17 protein-coding genes are annotated in these 15,174 nt (G+C 65.0%); 12 read left to right on the forward strand and 5 right to left on the reverse strand.

All coding sequences use genetic code 11. The features are described from left to right. Positions 1 to 525 precede the first annotated feature (525 nt). Both Z164_RS0118630 and Z164_RS0118635 read left to right on the forward strand, forming a co-directional pair. The gene (locus tag Z164_RS0118630; RefSeq protein WP_024892185.1) at positions 526 to 1,356 is read left to right on the forward strand and encodes a DUF932 domain-containing protein; all 831 of its coding nucleotides are present in this window, start codon (positions 526 to 528) and stop codon (positions 1,354 to 1,356) included. 79 nt (positions 1,357 to 1,435) lie between these two features. After that, a complete protein-coding gene (locus Z164_RS0118635) occupies positions 1,436 to 3,283 on the forward strand; it encodes a ParB/RepB/Spo0J family partition protein (protein ID WP_024892186.1) in 1,848 nt (615 codons plus the stop codon). Between the two features lie 171 nt (positions 3,284 to 3,454). Here Z164_RS0118635 and Z164_RS22165 read toward each other — a convergent pair whose 3' ends face one another. Beyond that, complete coding sequence (locus tag Z164_RS22165; RefSeq protein ID WP_079280065.1) at positions 3,455 to 4,171, reverse strand: hypothetical protein; 717 nt, start codon at positions 4,169 to 4,171, stop codon at positions 3,455 to 3,457. Between the two features lie 748 nt (positions 4,172 to 4,919). Here Z164_RS22165 and Z164_RS0118645 point away from each other — a divergent pair. Then, complete coding sequence (locus tag Z164_RS0118645; protein WP_024892188.1) at positions 4,920 to 5,234, forward strand: DUF736 domain-containing protein; 315 nt, start codon at positions 4,920 to 4,922, stop codon at positions 5,232 to 5,234. Between the two features lie 41 nt (positions 5,235 to 5,275). Here Z164_RS0118645 and Z164_RS22680 read toward each other — a convergent pair whose 3' ends face one another. Together Z164_RS22680 and Z164_RS0118650 are read right to left on the reverse strand one after the other, a co-directional pair. Continuing rightward, on the reverse strand, positions 5,276 to 5,881 hold the full coding sequence (locus Z164_RS22680) for a hypothetical protein (RefSeq protein WP_137049425.1): 606 nt from the start codon (positions 5,879 to 5,881) through the stop codon (positions 5,276 to 5,278). 117 nt (positions 5,882 to 5,998) lie between these two features. Then, positions 5,999 to 6,337 carry a helix-turn-helix domain-containing protein gene (locus tag Z164_RS0118650; protein WP_079280062.1) on the reverse strand — a complete coding sequence of 113 codons (339 nt, stop codon included), beginning with the start codon at positions 6,335 to 6,337 and terminating at the stop codon, positions 5,999 to 6,001. 279 nt (positions 6,338 to 6,616) lie between these two features. Between Z164_RS0118650 and Z164_RS0118655 the strand changes: the two genes are divergently transcribed. From Z164_RS0118655 to Z164_RS0118695, 9 genes are all read left to right on the forward strand, one after another. Next, the gene (locus Z164_RS0118655) at positions 6,617 to 6,967 is read left to right on the forward strand and encodes a DUF2958 domain-containing protein (protein WP_024892190.1); all 351 of its coding nucleotides are present in this window, start codon (positions 6,617 to 6,619) and stop codon (positions 6,965 to 6,967) included. Between the two features lie 349 nt (positions 6,968 to 7,316). Continuing rightward, positions 7,317 to 8,084: a DUF2285 domain-containing protein gene (locus Z164_RS0118660; protein ID WP_024892191.1), complete on the forward strand. Its 768-nt coding sequence runs from the start codon at positions 7,317 to 7,319 to the stop codon at positions 8,082 to 8,084. Between the two features lie 163 nt (positions 8,085 to 8,247). Beyond that, positions 8,248 to 8,484, forward strand: a complete 237-nt coding sequence (locus Z164_RS0118665; protein WP_484496893.1) for a helix-turn-helix transcriptional regulator — start codon at positions 8,248 to 8,250, stop codon at positions 8,482 to 8,484. 26 nt (positions 8,485 to 8,510) lie between these two features. Then, the gene (locus Z164_RS0118670; RefSeq protein WP_031638768.1) at positions 8,511 to 9,344 is read left to right on the forward strand and encodes a replication initiator protein A; all 834 of its coding nucleotides are present in this window, start codon (positions 8,511 to 8,513) and stop codon (positions 9,342 to 9,344) included. A 253-nt stretch (positions 9,345 to 9,597) separates the two neighbouring features. Further along, the gene (parA, locus tag Z164_RS0118675; protein WP_024892194.1) at positions 9,598 to 10,236 is read left to right on the forward strand and encodes a ParA family partition ATPase; all 639 of its coding nucleotides are present in this window, start codon (positions 9,598 to 9,600) and stop codon (positions 10,234 to 10,236) included. Further along, the gene (locus Z164_RS0118680; RefSeq protein ID WP_031638374.1) at positions 10,233 to 10,496 is read left to right on the forward strand and encodes a hypothetical protein; all 264 of its coding nucleotides are present in this window, start codon (positions 10,233 to 10,235) and stop codon (positions 10,494 to 10,496) included. Before parA ends, Z164_RS0118680 begins: the two co-directional genes overlap by 4 nt. Next, a complete protein-coding gene (locus Z164_RS0118685; RefSeq protein ID WP_024892196.1) occupies positions 10,493 to 11,038 on the forward strand; it encodes a DUF2840 domain-containing protein in 546 nt (181 codons plus the stop codon). Before Z164_RS0118680 ends, Z164_RS0118685 begins: the two co-directional genes overlap by 4 nt. Beyond that, on the forward strand, positions 11,035 to 11,634 hold the full coding sequence (locus tag Z164_RS0118690; RefSeq protein ID WP_024892197.1) for a S26 family signal peptidase: 600 nt from the start codon (positions 11,035 to 11,037) through the stop codon (positions 11,632 to 11,634). The genes Z164_RS0118685 and Z164_RS0118690 overlap by 4 nt, the downstream gene beginning before the upstream one ends. A gap of 448 nt (positions 11,635 to 12,082) precedes the next feature. After that, positions 12,083 to 14,077 (forward strand): relaxase/mobilization nuclease domain-containing protein, encoded by a 1,995-nt coding sequence (locus tag Z164_RS0118695; protein WP_019396546.1) that lies wholly within the window; start codon positions 12,083 to 12,085, stop codon positions 14,075 to 14,077. Between the two features lie 6 nt (positions 14,078 to 14,083). On the opposite strand, the gene Z164_RS0118700 is transcribed toward Z164_RS0118695, so the two are convergent. Both Z164_RS0118700 and copM read right to left on the reverse strand, forming a co-directional pair. Continuing rightward, complete coding sequence (locus tag Z164_RS0118700; RefSeq protein ID WP_008786730.1) at positions 14,084 to 14,350, reverse strand: glutaredoxin family protein; 267 nt, start codon at positions 14,348 to 14,350, stop codon at positions 14,084 to 14,086. Positions 14,351 to 14,360: 10 nt separating this feature from the next. After that, entirely contained in the window at positions 14,361 to 15,059 is a 699-nt protein-coding gene (gene copM, locus Z164_RS23580) for a CopM family metallochaperone (RefSeq protein WP_024892198.1), read from the reverse strand. Between the last annotated feature and the right edge of the window lie 115 nt (positions 15,060 to 15,174).

The raw sequence follows: 15,174 nt of genomic DNA on the forward strand, positions 1-15,174 counted from the left end.
GCATCTCCATGACTGCATGGGCGTCCCCGGCCAGAAAAATGGCCGGTCGCGCTGTCGTGCTTCGCATCGAGCCGCCTGCGGCGTCTCGCCCCTGACGGGCTTCCATCATGCCCTCGCTGCGCTCGGCTGACGCCTCCGGCCCGGCTTCCAGCTTCGGGCCTGCGCGCTTCGCTTGCCGTGCGGTCAGCACATAGCACATAGGGATGGCCGTTGCCATGTCCAGCCGTCTTCCCTGACCTCATCACCTTGTCCGCGACTGTAGCCCGCGTCCGTGTGCCGTCAAGGCGCGCAGGGCCGTGTCCTCGGCTGCGCCTGCGGGCCGCACCAACCCTGCGCTTGTTTCCTTGACGGCCCCCGTCCGCGCGCTCCTGACCGTCGCGGGCGATGAACTCAGGAAAGACGGTGGCAACAGGGCCAACCGGGTTCCTCGTGCCGACCGCACAGAACAGCCGAAAGGCTGGGCTCCGAATCTAGGAATCCGGTGTGCGGTTTGAACAGCAAACCCTCTTCGTCAGGAGAAAGACCATGCAACTCGCATCCCGTTTTGCTTCCCGTTCGCCGTCGCTGCGCAGCGACTACCCGCTGACCGATGACCAGATTCACCGCGTGGCCCCGTCCATCTTCGCGGAGGCCCCGCACGAAAGCCGTTCGCAGCGGTACGCCTATATCCCCACCGCCGCCGTGCTGGCCGAACTGCGCAAAGAGGGTTTTCAGCCGTTCATGGCGTGCCAAACCCGCGTGCGCGACGAAGGCAAGCGCGAACACACCAAGCACATGCTGCGCTTGCGCCACGCCAGCCAGATCAACGGCGCGGAAGCCAATGAAATCATCCTGCTGAACTCGCACGACGGCACCAGCAGCTACCAGATGCTGGCCGGCATGTTCCGGTTCGTGTGCAGCAATGGCCTTGTGTGCGGGGACACCGTGGCGGATGTGCGCGTGCCGCACAAAGGCGACGTGGCAGGTTCCGTCATCGAAGGCGCTTACGAAGTCTTGCAGGGCTTCGAGCGGGTGAAGGAATCCCGCGATGCCATGCGCGCGATCACGCTGGATGAAGGCGAAGCCGAAGTGTTCGCCCGCGCCGCGCTGGCCCTCAAGTACGACCCCACCGGCAACAAGCCCGCGCCCATCACCGAATCGCAAATCCTGATGCCGCGCCGGTTCGACGACCGCCGCCCGGACTTGTGGAGCGTGTTCAACCGCACCCAAGAAAACCTGACCAAAGGCGGATTGCATGGCCGCAGCGCCAATGGTCGCCGCCAGAAAACCCGCCCGGTGCAGGGCATTGATTCCGATGTGCGCCTGAACCGCGCCCTCTGGATGCTGGCCGATGGCCTGCGCCAGTTGAAAGCCTGAATCCCCACGCGGCAGGGGCAGGCAGCAGCCCTTGCCGCTTCTTTTGCTGCTGCATCCCTCACCGCAAGGAGTTATCACCATGAACGCCATCCCCCAAAGCGAAGCCCGCGCCATCCAAGTCCCCGCGCTGGAAACTGCCGACCCGACCAAGAACCTGATTCTGGTTCCGCTGTCGCGGCTGGTGTCGCGCCCGACTGGTCGCAACGTGCGCAAGACCCCACGCATGTCCATCCCCGAGCTGGCCGCGAGCATCCAGCGTGTCGGCCTGCTGCAAAACCTCATCGTCATAACCACCGCCGATGGCGAGCATTACGAAGTGGTGGCCGGTGGCCGTCGTCTTGCCGCGTTGAAGCTGCTGGCGAAGAAGCACCGCATCAGCAAAGAATGGGAAGTGCCTTGCCTGCTGGTGGCCGATGGCACCGCCCGCACGGCCAGCCTCACCGAGAACGTGCAGCGCGAAGCCATGCACCCGGCAGACCAGTTTGAAGCCTTTGCCGCGCTGGTGGCCGAAGGCCGGCCCATCGAGGACATTGCCGCCGACTTCGGCGTGTCCCCGCTGGTGGTGCAGCGCCGTCTCAAACTCGCCAACGTCTCGCCGCGCCTGCTGGCCGACTACCGGGGCGGAGCCGTCACGCTGGAACAGTTGATGGCCCTGACCATCACCGACGACCACGCCGCGCAGGAAAGCGCGTTCTACGGCGCGCCCGAATGGCAGCGTGGCGCGTCCCCGCTGCGCGAACGCCTGACCGAGCGCGAAATCGACGCTTCGCATCCGCTGGTGCGCTTTGCCGGTCTGGACGCCTACACGGCGGCGGGCGGCGGCATCCGCCGCGACCTGTTCGCCGAAGGCGATGCCGGAACCTACCTGACCGACGCCGCGCTGCTGGAAACGCTGGTGCGCAGCAAGCTGGATGCGCTGGCCGGGGACGTGCGCGCCGAGGGTTGGGCGTGGGTCGAAGCCGTGCCGCATATGAGCTACGCCGAGCGGCAGGCGTTCCAGAACGCGCCGCGCCAGCGCCGCGAACCGAAGACCGAAGCGCTGGAACCGCGCCGCGAACAGGTTGCCGGGGAACTGCAAGCCGTGGAGGAAGCCTTGCAGGGCTACGCCCCGGATGTGCGCGCCGTGGCCGGTGCCATCGTCACCCTCGACCGCAGCGGCGAAGCCGTGATTCATTGCGGGCTGCTGCGCGAGGCAGAAGCCAAGGCGCTGCGCACGCTGGAACGCTTGCAGCAGGGTTTCGGCAGCGCGGAAGGCGAAGCAGGGAACGACGACGAAGGCGAGGACACCGAGCAGCCCAAGGCCGCGACGCTGGTGCATGGCATGGTGCGGAGCGTCTTGCAGGACAACCACTACGGCCACGACTTGCCGCTGGGCGTGAGCCTGAAAGTGCAAGACCGGCTGGAAGGCATGGCCCCGGACTGGCCGGAATCGCCCGCCGCCGTGGCGCTGCGTGAACTGCAACAGGTGGCGGGTGAAGCCTTGCCGGAGGACAGCGCCGAACTGTTCGCCGCGCTGCTGGCGAAGCCGCAGGATGAACTGGTGCGCCTGTTGGCCGTGTGCGTGGCGTCCACGGTGGACGTGGTGACGCCCCGCGCTATGGCACAGCAGCCGGGCGCGGAACTGGCGCAGGCCGTGAGGCTGGACATGGCGGCATGGTGGAAGCCGACCGCAGACGGCTACTTCCAGCATGTACCGAAGGCCGCGATTCTGGAAGCCGTTGAGCAGTACGCCCCCGCGCACATCACCCGGCTGGCGAAGTTGAAGAAAGGCGACATTGCCAGCGAAGCCGAACGGCTGGCGAACGGTACGAGCTGGATGCCTGCTATCTTCAAGGCTGAAACGTCGGAAACCATGCGGGAGCAAGACAACGCCCCGGCGGATGCCGAAGCAATGGCGGATGAACTCACGCAGGCGCTGGCCGCTTGAACTTTGCGGAAGGTAAGCGCCTCGGCCACAACCGGGGCGCTTCGCTTTGTGCGATTCATCAAGGCGCAGGAATAACGCGGTCAGCAAGCACAGCGCCCAGGCCGTTCCGTCCTGGGCGCTGTGAAAAGCAAGTCCGGGCGCGTCGGTGTCCGCGCCCGGATTTAAAACTAGTTATTGCTGAGAATTCGGAGTGTCAGATTGCGCATTCTTTGAAGAATGATCCTCTTGTTCTCTTTGCCACCGACGACGCATCCGATTCGCTTCTCGACGCTCATGCAGCCTATCAAAACCGCTAAACACATCTACCTTTGTGCGCTTTTGCCCTTTGGCAACCGGACTCCAGTTTTCCTCAATTTTCTTGATGTGTTTGGCGATCTCAACCAATGGCTCATCTCCGAGACGACTGACTCCCTCATGGTCGAGCATACTTAAGGTATATGAATTTTTCTGACGCTGTTGGCTGGATGCATCACGCTTCCAGCTAATGTCAACTTCGTAGGTCTTGCCCTTCAGTTTTCCGAATTCAGACAAATAACTCACCATGCCTTGACCGGGTTTGAGGACACTTATTTTCTGGAATGGGATTTCGACCCGGTCTCCGCGTGCCTCCCCATTTTCTAGTGGAGGATCGAAGGCGATAGAAATGTCATATGCTGTCGCATTTCCGGTATTGTCGATGTGAATATCAAAATGCCGCATTGACCACCGATTGGGAGTGAGTGTCACGACGACATGTGGTTGAGCTGCGGCTTCAGCCATCCTTGTCGTTTCATGCGCAAGAGTCTTGGTTACGCGCCATAGAAAAAAAGTTGCGACAGCGGTAACTATCGTTCCTAGGACACCGCCAACGGCAATAACAGTATTAACCCAAGAGGGCATGCCTTCCATAAGATATCCCATAAATTATCCGGTGGCGTATCGCTTCGTGGCAGTTTAGCGTGACCCACTAAAAATTATGAGCGTGTCGGCGCAATGCCCGCCGGGCTTTCAGGCTGCGCCCCGAGCCGTCTTTGCCGCCACGGCCATTCGGCTTCAATCCCTCGCGCCTTCGCGCCTGCGGCGCTGCGCGCTGCGCTTGCGGTGAAGGCAGCGCCCCGCCGCAATGATCGGGGCTTGTGGGCCTACGCCCCGGCTTGCTGCCGCAGGTTGCACGAAAGCGTGCCGTCCTCGACCCTGGCAGTTCGTCGCATGTACGTCACGAAGGACGGTTCACCGACACGCCGCCCGGCCTTGCAATGGAGCTTCCACGCCACGCCTCAAGCAAGCGGCCGCCTGCTACGTCAGGGACGCTTTCACCTTGTCGTTGGGTGTTGTCCTTGCCCGTGCCAGGGCGCAAGCCGGTGAAGCCGTCACGCGGGAAGCCGAGTCAGCCATGTTCCTTTCGGAGCGAGTCGGCCCAAGGCGTCCTGTCTGTTTGTGAATCCTGGCGGTGGCCGGGCTTCTATGGCTGCAACCTTCCAGCGAAAACAATTTCCCCTGCGCTACGCGCATTCCTCGCGGGACAAATTCTTTTCGCTTCTAGGCGCTCCACTGCGTTGCGCCCGCAAGCGGTGCAGCCAGCCCATCCCCCGCCGGTCGGATCACAACAGGACGCGATGGGCGCGAACCCTGTTCAACCGAAAGAAGGAAATTCATCATGGCAAACATCGGCACCTTCACCGCAGAGAAAGACGGCTTCACCGGCACGTTCCGCACCCTGACCCTGAACGTCAAGGTCAAATTGATTCCCAACGACAAGGGCGACACCGAGAACGCCCCCGACTTCCGCCTTCAGGCGGCCGGCCACGACATCGGCGCAGCGTGGAAGAAGACCAGCGAAGCCGGGCGGCCCTACGTGTCCGTATCCCTCGACGATCCTTCGTTCCCGGCGACGGTCTATGCCCGCCTGATCGAGAACGAGGACGGCACGCACGACCTGATCTGGTCGCGCAGCAAGCCCAAAGCGGCCTGACGGCCTCCACGAAGCCCCGTCCACACTGCGGCGGGGCTTTCCTACGACGGAACGTCCGGCGGTTTGGGCTCACCCTGGACAACCTCAATTGTCATGGACATTGAGATTTGAGGTACACCTCCCGGCGATGGCGGCGACTGAATATCGTGCGCAGGGAAGAAGGTCGCTATATCGCGGTAGATAGCATCGATCAACTTAAACAGAGCGACGAACGACATCGTAAGACCGCGGAGTCTCATGCCGTCACCATCGTCCGATAGCGTCACGAGGATCGGGCCATCGCCGGTTTGGCCTGCGGCGATCTGAGAGTGCATGTGTTCCTGTTGCCTACGAAAATCGTTTAGGGACTGCCGCTCGTTATATAACGCGAGAACAAATGCCGATGGCATTTCTCCTTTGTCTGACAAAGCCCGGATGCACGCTACCGCTTTTTCAAGCGATGTGATGCAGTCTTCCATAGCAAATGCGAAGTCGAACACAGGCAAAAGTCGGCCTTTTGCCATCTCGGCAGAAGATCGTTGGCCTTCACTTATCTGCGCAAGTATTAACGACCGCGCATCATTGTAGTGGCGGGCCGTCTTGACAAGACAATGCACCAACCAGGAGCGCCACTTTCTTTTCTCGACTGAAACATCTGGCTCGGGCATAAATATGCTTATAAGCATGGCATGCGAGCGAAGACCTTCAATGTTCTGATGAAGCGGCGGCATGCCGCAATGTGTTGGTATGGCCATTGGGTGTTTTAACGGCCAGTTAGGCCGCGATCATGAGTTCTCTATCTTCGATGCTGCAACGATTTCCTTCAGTTCCCGCTGGACTTGAGCAAGGAGCTGATCGGCGTTGAGCGGGTCGCGTCCTACATATGCCAGCGTCAGCAGCGTGAGGGGATGCACTTCCATGACTTCGCACAGTTCGGCCAGCTTGTGGATGGTCGGGCTTTTCAGGTCGCGTTCCAGCGTGCTCATGTAGGTGCGACTGGACACGTCGGAGAACGCTTCCTGGCTCAAGCCACGCGCCTTCCTAACTGTCCGTATCGCCGCTGCCAATGAGTGTTTCGCCGTCGCCAACTTGGTTCCCCCGCAAAAACCAAGATGACAGCCCATTGCGTACCATAGGGCTACAATCTAAAGTGTTCATTCCGGCGGGCCAGCCCGCTTCCGTGCTTTTAAGGAAATCCGCATCGGCGGCTTTCCACAGAACCGGGGAACCGCATCCGTGTCTTTCCTGCCCCGCGCAATTCCGCTTCCGCGTTTCCGTGCATATACGGATTCGATGGCTTGCGCTTTCGTGCTTCCACACGAAAGCACGCATCCGCTTTGGCGCTTCCGCGTCTTGTCGGGAAAACGGCTTCGTGCATCCCCGCTTTCGTGGGAATCCCGGCCATGAACCCGCCGCTCATTACCGCCGAACAGCGCGTGCAGCTACTCGCCGTAGGCGAGGTACGCACTGCCGGCCGGCGCATCGACCCGTTGCCGGCGGTGCGCCTGTTCACTCCCGACGCGCACGCCATCTGGCTGCTGGCCGCGCTTGACCCGGACGACGGCGATACGGCCTGGGGACTGATCGACCTGGGTATCGGCCTGCCGACGTTGGGGACGGTAAAGCTGTCCGATCTGGCATCCATCGTCGGGCCGCGCCAGCAGCCGGTGATGCGTGATCTCTACTTTCTGGCAGAGCGCCCGCTGTCGGAGTACGCCCGACGGGCGCAGGAGAACGGCTCGATCACGGATTGAGCGGCCACGAAGACAGAGAAAGCCGAGCCAAGGCGAGCACATTGTGACTATTTCGGTCTTGGTCAAGACCGAATAGATCTTGCTCGGCTTTATTGCACGAAATCGGTGCGTGCCTGACCGAAACAGACATGATCTTTGGCGCGGGTTTCGGCACGGTGCCTGATGCTGACGCCAGATTTTCTGGCGTTTCAGCCGTCGCATCGAGACGATTTTCGCAATGCTTCGGAGCCAATCGGTCTTGACACCTGCCACATCAGTTCACCCCGACCCGATGACAGCTTGATGGCGATTCGATAGCTCCGTACGGCGAAATCCGTGGCGACGTTCCTGCTACACGGGAGGTTGCGTCATGGCCGAAGCGAGCGCCGAGCATTGGTATCCCACCGCCGCCTATCTCTACACACTGCACCTCGACGGCCCGGCACTGGCCTGGGAGTACCTGCGACGGAATCCCGATTACCGCCGCGACTGGCTGCGCCGTCGTCGCCGGCCGGACGCGGCGCAGGCTTGGGGCCTGCGCCTGCTGGAAGATCCCGCCCTGGATGCGCGGGACGCGCATCCGGCCTGGTTCCCCGATCACGATGCCGTGGTGCAGCTTCTTCCCGATGCCGATCCACCGCCCGAAGCCGCTGTCTTCGAATTCTGGCGCGTGCCTGGCCGCAAGCAACTGATCCACGATGGCAAGCGCTTGGTGCTGGTGTCGCACTGGCCCGGCTGCTGCCTGCGACTCGTCCTCGCACCGGGCCTGGAGGATGGCATGGCCTACCTCTACGCCATCCGCGCCTGCGCTGCGCCGTGCGCACGCTATCGTGCGCTGGCCGCTGGGCTGGATGCGCTGTCCGCCGCGACCGAGGCCACGCCTGCAGCGGCGGCCCGCTCACGGCCCACGCCTGCCGCGGTACTGGAACTGCACACCTTGCAGGCGCTCGACGCGACCCTCGCGGGCGCGTCCTTGCGCGAGGTGGCCGAAGGGCTGTTCGGCGCCGATGCCGTCGTGGCCAACTGGCACGCCGACAGCGCCTTGCGTGCCCGCGTGCGGCGGTTGGTGCGCCGGGGCTATGCGCTGATGCGTGGCGGCTACCGCCGCTTGGCACAGCTTCCGCCACCGCTGTACTAAAGGGGGGGGACGTTTCGCGTCTCCTGCAAATCGTCCCTTAGCAGGAATCCTTGCTTTCTCGAAAGTGCCTCTATCCGGCCGCGTGGTGTGGCCGGGCTTGATGGAGGTACATCCCATGCGACCCGCTCCCTTGCGGCCTGCCGCCGCTGCTGTCGCTGCGCCCGTGCAGCCCCAACGCTACCTGACCAACGACGAAGCCGCCGAATACCTGCGGCTGTCGCCGCGCACGCTGGAGAAACAGCGCGTGATCGGCGGCGGCCCGAAGTTCCGCAAGTTCGGCCGCCGCGTCATGTACTCGGTGGCCGACCTCGATGCCTGGGCCGACCAGCGCAGCTATGAGGCCACGTCCGACCCGGAATATGCCGAACGCCACGCGGGCGACTACCGTGATGGCCGCTGATCGCAGGCTCGCCGGTGGCCGTCGTCATGTCCAGCCCACGGCAAGAGCGCGAACAGCTCGACCTGTTCCGCGCCTTGCCCGGCGACATGGCGCCGCGCGACAGCCAGGACTTGATGGCGTATCCGTTCTTCTCGCTCGGGAAGTCCAAGCGGGTCAAGCCCATCGACTTCCGCGCGGGCAACGTGACGATTCGCGTGGAGGGCACGCAGGAGCACGGCATCGCCACAATTTGGGATGCGGACGTGCTGATCTGGGCGGCTTCGCAGATCGTGGAGGCGAAGGACGCGGGCCTGCGGCCGTCGCGGCTGATGCGCGCCACCCCCTACGAGATCCTGCGCTTCATCGGGCGCGGTACGTCGCTGCGCGACTACCAGCGCCTGAAAGCGGCGCTCGACCGGCTGCAATCGACCACGGTGGCCACGTCCATCCGCGAAACCACGGGAAGGCGTTTGCACCGCTTCTCGTGGATCAACGAGTGGAAGGAACTGGCCGATGCCAGCGGCACGCCGCTGGGCATCGAGTTGATCCTGCCGGACTGGTTCTATGCGGGCGTGCTCGACGCTGCCCTGGTGCTGACCATCGACCCGGCGTATTTCCGGCTGACCGGCGGCATCGAGCGGTGGCTGTACCGCCTGGTGCGCAAGCATGGCGGCAAGCAGGAATACGGCTGGCAGTTCGACTTCCGCTACCTGCACCAGAAGTCCGGCAGCACCGCCAAGCCCTACGACTTTGCCTGCGACCTGCGCACGCTTGTCGCGCGGCAGTCGCTGCCCGGCTACGTCCTGGGCATCGAGCGGATGCCGGACAACGGTATGGAACTGCTGACCTTCCGGCCCGTGCCGCAGACGGCACGGGGATAACTCCGGGAAAGCCTGTGGATGGAGTCGTGCTATCAGGCGTGCGGGGTATCGTGCTATCAGGCGTGGGACTATCGTGCTATCAGGCGTGCCGATCGGCCGCAAACCCGCGCCAGCACTGGGTCTCCTCGCCCTCTAACTTCCCTAACTTCATTTCTCTAACTTTTAGTAGGGAAACGCCACTGCGGTGGACAACCACCACGCGGCCACAAACGCGGCAGCAACAGCCCGGCTCTCCAGCATGGAGGGCCAGGCCATGATCTTCGCGTTTCTCAACCAGAAAGGCGGCGTCGGCAAGACCACGCTCGCCACCCACATCGCCGGCGAGCTGGCGCTGCGTGGTCTGCACGTCGTCCTGCTGGACGCCGACCCGCAGGGTTCATCGCTGGACTGGACGCAGCGCAGAAGCCAGCAAGGTTTGCCACGGTTGTTCAGCGCCGTGGGCCTCGCGCGCGAGACACTGCACCAGGAAGCGCCGGAGCTGGCCCGCCGCGCCGATCACGTCATCATCGACGGCCCGCCGCGCATCGCCGCCCTGGCGCGCTCCGCGCTGCTGGCGGCCGAGCGCGTGCTGATTCCTGTGCAGCCCAGCCCGTATGACCTGTGGGCCAGCGCCGAGATGGTCGCGCTGATCCGCGAAGCGCACGTATTCCGGCCTGCGCTGCGCGCGGCCTTCGTCATCAACCGGCGCGTCAGCACCACCATCATCGGCCGCGAAGCGCGGCAATCGCTGGCCGAACAGCCGCTGCCGGCACTGCGCGCCGAGGTGCGCCAGCGCATCGTCTTCGCCGACAGCGTGGCCGCTGGTCGGCTCGCCCGCGAGACGGCGCCCGACAGCGCCGCCGCACGCGAGATCGCCGTGCTCACCGATGAACTGCTGCGGTGGCCGACATGAGCGGCCCGCGCAGCAAGCGCGTCGGCATCGGCGTACGTCCACCCGCGAATCCGCACGCCGAGGCATGGATTCGCCAGGGCGATGCCGATGCGCTCAACAAAGGCGACCTTTACACGGCCCGCCTGACGCTCGACGTGACGCCCGCGCTGCGCGCGCGCATCAAGATCGCGGCCTTCGGCCGGGGCGTGACCGTGGCCGAACTGCTGCGCGGCCTGCTGGAGCGGGAGTTTCCAGAGCACCGCAGGGAGAACACGCCATGAACGCATCCGCTTTGCCTGCTGCGACCGCGCCCACGGCTGCGCCGCCGCCCGCGCTTTCGACACTCGCCGGCCAGGCCGGCAACGTGCCGCTGACGCGCGTGGCGCTGGCCTACATCGAACATCGCTTCAAGCTCTACCTGCGCTTCGGCGAACCGGCGCGCATGCTGCGGCTCGACCGCTGGCGGCGCTGCGCGGTGTTCCTGCCGCGTGCAATGTTCTGCCGCGTGCGCTGGGAAGCAAACGACTACGGCACGATCCGTTGGCAGCTCAAGGTGATGCAAGCCGCCACGCCACTGGACGACATGCAGCGCATCCCCGGTGTGCAGCCGGGCGCACGCCTGCTGCTGCACGCCGAAGGCGAAAACGCGGTGCGTGTCGTGCTGGAACGCATCGACAACATCGACGCGCAGGGTATCGCCGCCATCGACGTGTCGCCCGCGTACTGGCGCACGCTGGGCAACCGTCTGGCGGCCCGCCTGGCGCTGCCCGAATACACCGCCGAGCGGCACGCCGCCTGGCTGGCCGGGAGGGCGCTGCCATGACGGCCCGCTCCAACACCACATGCACGCACGAACCCGCGCCGCATCCTCGCTCGCGCCTGCGCGTTCGCATCGTGCTGGCGGGCTTCTCCGCTGTCGGCTTCGCTGCGCTGGCCTGGGCAGCTTTCGTGTCGCCGCTGCCGCGTCTGACCTACAACCCGTCCGACAGCGTGGCGGTCGGTTGGTATCGCATTGAACCGTTCGACCCGCGCACCGCCTCGCTGCCACGTCCGCTGTCCGTGGACAGCATCGTGCTGGTGCCGTTGCCCGACAGGGCCGCCATGCTGGCTGCGCAGCGCGGCTACCTGCCGACGCGCGTGCCGCTGCTCAAACGTGTGGGCGCGGTCGCGCCGCAACACGTTTGCATCGTCGCCGGGCAGGTACGCATCGACGGCGTGCCTGCGGCCGCCGTGCTGCCTGCCGACCGGCTGGGCCGGCCGCTGCCATCCTTGCAGCTCTGCCGCCGCCTTGAACCGGGCGAGCTGTTCCTGTTAAGCGTGACCAATCCGGCGTCGTTTGACAGCCGCTATTTCGGCCCGGTCAGCGCATCCGCCGTGATCGGCATCGCGCACCCGGTCTGGCTGGAGACACGCCCATGATGGCCGCCGATTCGCTGCACGTCGCCGTGCCTCTCATCGTGCCATCGAGCATGTCGTTCCAGTGGCTGCTGCCGTGTCGTCGCGCGTGCAGCGCGGGCGCATTCGCGCCGCGCTTCGCGCAACATCCGGCGCAGCCATCCAGCGTGCAGGCGTCTTTCCTCGAACGCGCCCGGCCTGCGGCCATTGGCGCGTTCGCCGGTGCGCTGGCTGCAAGCAGCTCAGCGCCGCCGGGCCGCCGATGCCCGGAGCGACAGCGAGGGGTAAAGGCGGAAGGCAAGACAAAAGGACGCGGCACCGGGCCGCGTCGAAAGCCAGTCTGCACATGGGGGTGGCGCGGCACGGAGCGGCTTTGCCGCCGTGCCGCGTTCGGCGCGAAGGTCGCGCCAATGCAGGCATGTCCGCGTGCTTCGCACGACAGGACACGCCAGAGCTTGCAGGGAGCGCAGCCATGACCGACCGCCGCGACGACGATTTCCGCGTGCGCCCCAGCGCCCCGAAGAACCGGGGCAAGGGCCAGGGGCAGAGCTTCGTTTCCAAGGTGCTCAAACAGGCGGGCAAAGCCAGCAGCGGCAAGTCCACGGTGCGCCGTCCGGCATCGGCGAGTGGCACCGGCCAGCGGCCCGGCTCGCGCCTGGGGCGCGGCCACACGGCAGCACGCTTCGCCGGGGCGAAGCTGACGCCTATGTCGCGGCGCGCGACCATCAAGACGCTGCTGGTGAACCACCAGCGGGCCAGCCCGCAGTCGCTCGCCAAGCACCTGCGCTACATCGAGCGCGACGGCGTGGGCCGCGACGGCGAGCCGGGCCAAGCCTACGGGCCGCAGACAGACGTGGCCGATCTCGACGCCTTCAAGGAACGCTGCGCCGACGACCGGCACCATTTCCGCTTCATCCTCTCGCCCGAGGATGGCGCGGAGCTGGAAGACCTGCGCACCTACACGCGGCACCTCATGGGCCGCATGGAGGCCGACCTGGGTACGGGCCTCGATTGGGTGGCCGTGAACCACTGGAACACCGACAACCCGCACACGCACATCGTCGTGCGCGGGCGCGACGACACCGGCAAAGACCTCATCATCGCGGGCGACTACATCGCCGATGGCTTCCGCTATCGCGCCGCCGAGCTGGCGACCGAATGGCTGGGGCCGCGCACCGAACTGGAGATCCAGCAGACCTTGCAGCGTGAGGTGGAGCAAGAGCGGTGGACGAGCCTGGATCGCACCCTCAAGCGTGAGATAGGCGAGGCCGGCGGCGATGGCCTGGTGCGCGTCGAAAGGTTCAACGCCCCCCGCTTGCAGCGCCAACGCCTGATGCTAATCGGCCGCCTGCAACACTTGCAGCGCCTGGGCCTGGCCGACGAGACGCAGCCCGGCACCTGGGCCATCCATGCCGATGCGGAAAAGACATTGCGCGCGCTGGGCGAGCGCGGCGACATCATCCGCACCGTGCAGCGGGCCATGCGCGGCGAGCCGCGCGAGCTGGCCGTGTTCGAGCCGGGGGACGATGGCCGAACCATCCTCGGCCGTGTGGCCGCGAAGGGGCTGGCCGACGAGCTGCGCGACCGGGGCTATCTGGTCATCGACGGGGTGGACGGCAAGGCCCATTACGTCGCGCTCAACGCCCGCGACGAGCTGGCGAACTACCCGAGCGGCGCCGTGGTGGAGGTGAAAGGCTCGGCCGACGTGCGCGCAGCCGACAAGAACATCGCCGCGCTGGCGAGCGATGGCCTGTACCGCACTGACCATCACCTGGCGATCGGGCAGGGCCGGGCCAAGGCCGGACGCGACCCGCAAGAAGTCGTCGCCGCCCACATCCGCCGGCTGGAGGCCCTGCGTCGGGCCGGCATTGTGGAGCGCGTTGCCGAAGGGCTATGGAAGGTGCCGGACGACCTGGCCGAGCGTGGCCGCCAGTACGACGCGCAGCGCCTGGGCGGCGTGGCCGTGGAGCTGAAATCGCACTTGCCCATCGAGCGGCAGGCCCGCGTGATCGGGGCCACGTGGCTCGACCAGCAGTTGATCGGCGGCGGCTCGGGCCTGGGCGACCTGGGCTTTGGTGGCGAGGCCAAACAGGCCATGCAACAGCGCGCCGACTTCCTGGCCGAACAGGGGCTGGCCGAGCGGCGCGGGCAGCGCGTGATCCTGGCGCGCAACCTGCTGGGCACACTGCGCAACCGGGAACTGGCACAGGCCGCGAAGGGCATTGCCGCTGAAACCGGCCTGGAGCATCGCCCGGTGGCCGACGGGCAGCGCGTGGCTGGCATCTACCGGCGCAGCGTCATGCTCGCCAGCGGGCGCTACGCGATGCTGGACGACGGCATGGGATTCAGCTTGGTGCCGTGGCGGCCGGTGATCGAGCAGCGGCTGGGGCAGCATATCGCCGCCGTGGTGCGCGGTGGCGGCGTATCTTGGGAGCTTGGACGGCAGCGCGGGCCAAGTATTTCTTGAGACCCTTCATCTACTTGTCGAACGGCCGAGCGCCTTCATCAGCCCCGGCTTCTGGCTCGCAAAGGTGCCATAGAAGACCTCATTACCGATGAGCGTGATCGGAGCCACGCGCACGCCGGTTCGTGACTTGGCTTCCGCAGAAATCTTCGGGTCGGTCAGGTCGCGTTCTTCAAACACGATGCTCTGCTGGGACAGCCACTCCTTCAGCACCCGACAGTCCGGGCAGGCTGGAGTGCTATAGATGATGATGCGCGGGGTGCTGGCTTGGTTCATGGTCGTGCCTTCACTTTCCCCGAGCGGCAAGCCAGCTCTTCATCATGGCGATCTCTCCTTCCTGCGCAGAGATAACCTCCTGAGCCAACTCGCGGACCTCCGGGTCCTTGCCGTACTGCAACGCCACCTTGGCCATGTCGATCTCGCCCTGGTGATGCGGGATCATGCCGCGCATAAAGTCCACATCGGCATCGCCGCTGAAGTCAATCATCATGTCGGCGTGCATGCGGTCATTGCCGGCACGGTAGGCGGTCGTCGAGGCGTCGCCCGAGCTGCCGGTCGCCGCCTGTTGGCCGCGTTCTCCAAGCCACTTATTCATCATGGCGATCTCGCCTTCCTGCGCAGAGATAACCTCCTCAGCCAACTTGCGGACCTCCGGGTCCTTGCCGTACTGCAACGCCACCTTGGCCATGTCGATCGCGCCCTGGTGGTGCGGGATCATGCCGCGCATGAAATCGACGTCGGCGTTGCCAGTGAACTGCGCTCCCATCCCCGCGTGCATCTGGTCGTTCACGGCGCGATACGCGGTCGTGGAAGGGCTGTCATTGGCCGAGGCGCTGGAGGGCATCGCGTGCCCTTGGTGATCTCCGCTCGCATTGGCCTGCATCACTTCACCCGACGGGACCACCTTCTTCTGAACGGCCATCAGGCCGATGGCGACCACGACGGCGCCCGCAATGAACAACAGGCTGAACTTGTTGACTCTCATGAAAAACTCCTTGAATGAGATTGATGGAGTCACTGTAGGGCTTCCCATTGTTGGAAGGTCAAGCCCCTCATTTCGCCGTTGATGCCGATGAAGACCCTCGGCGCAAGATCCAGTC

The sequence above is a fragment of the Luteimonas huabeiensis HB2 genome, assembly GCF_000559025.1.
Classification (GTDB): Bacteria; Pseudomonadota; Gammaproteobacteria; order Xanthomonadales; family Xanthomonadaceae; genus Luteimonas; species Luteimonas huabeiensis.

Coding starts and splice junctions, on each gene's coding strand:
- Z164_RS0118630 (WP_024892185.1), top strand. CDS start 526: ATGCAACTCGCATCCCGTTTTGCTTCCCGTTCGCCGTCGCTGCGCAGC.
- Z164_RS0118635 (WP_024892186.1), top strand. CDS start 1,436: ATGAACGCCATCCCCCAAAGCGAAGCCCGCGCCATCCAAGTCCCCGCG.
- Z164_RS22165 (WP_079280065.1), bottom strand. CDS start 4,171: ATGGAAGGCATGCCCTCTTGGGTTAATACTGTTATTGCCGTTGGCGGT.
- Z164_RS0118645 (WP_024892188.1), top strand. CDS start 4,920: ATGGCAAACATCGGCACCTTCACCGCAGAGAAAGACGGCTTCACCGGC.
- Z164_RS22680 (WP_137049425.1), bottom strand. CDS start 5,881: ATGCCCGAGCCAGATGTTTCAGTCGAGAAAAGAAAGTGGCGCTCCTGG.
- Z164_RS0118650 (WP_079280062.1), bottom strand. CDS start 6,337: ATGGGCTGTCATCTTGGTTTTTGCGGGGGAACCAAGTTGGCGACGGCG.
- Z164_RS0118655 (WP_024892190.1), top strand. CDS start 6,617: ATGAACCCGCCGCTCATTACCGCCGAACAGCGCGTGCAGCTACTCGCC.
- Z164_RS0118660 (WP_024892191.1), top strand. CDS start 7,317: ATGGCCGAAGCGAGCGCCGAGCATTGGTATCCCACCGCCGCCTATCTC.
- Z164_RS0118670 (WP_031638768.1), top strand. CDS start 8,511: ATGTCCAGCCCACGGCAAGAGCGCGAACAGCTCGACCTGTTCCGCGCC.
- parA (WP_024892194.1), top strand. CDS start 9,598: ATGATCTTCGCGTTTCTCAACCAGAAAGGCGGCGTCGGCAAGACCACG.
- Z164_RS0118680 (WP_031638374.1), top strand. CDS start 10,233: ATGAGCGGCCCGCGCAGCAAGCGCGTCGGCATCGGCGTACGTCCACCC.
- Z164_RS0118685 (WP_024892196.1), top strand. CDS start 10,493: ATGAACGCATCCGCTTTGCCTGCTGCGACCGCGCCCACGGCTGCGCCG.
- Z164_RS0118690 (WP_024892197.1), top strand. CDS start 11,035: ATGACGGCCCGCTCCAACACCACATGCACGCACGAACCCGCGCCGCAT.
- Z164_RS0118695 (WP_019396546.1), top strand. CDS start 12,083: ATGACCGACCGCCGCGACGACGATTTCCGCGTGCGCCCCAGCGCCCCG.
- Z164_RS0118700 (WP_008786730.1), bottom strand. CDS start 14,350: ATGAACCAAGCCAGCACCCCGCGCATCATCATCTATAGCACTCCAGCC.
- copM (WP_024892198.1), bottom strand. CDS start 15,059: ATGAGAGTCAACAAGTTCAGCCTGTTGTTCATTGCGGGCGCCGTCGTG.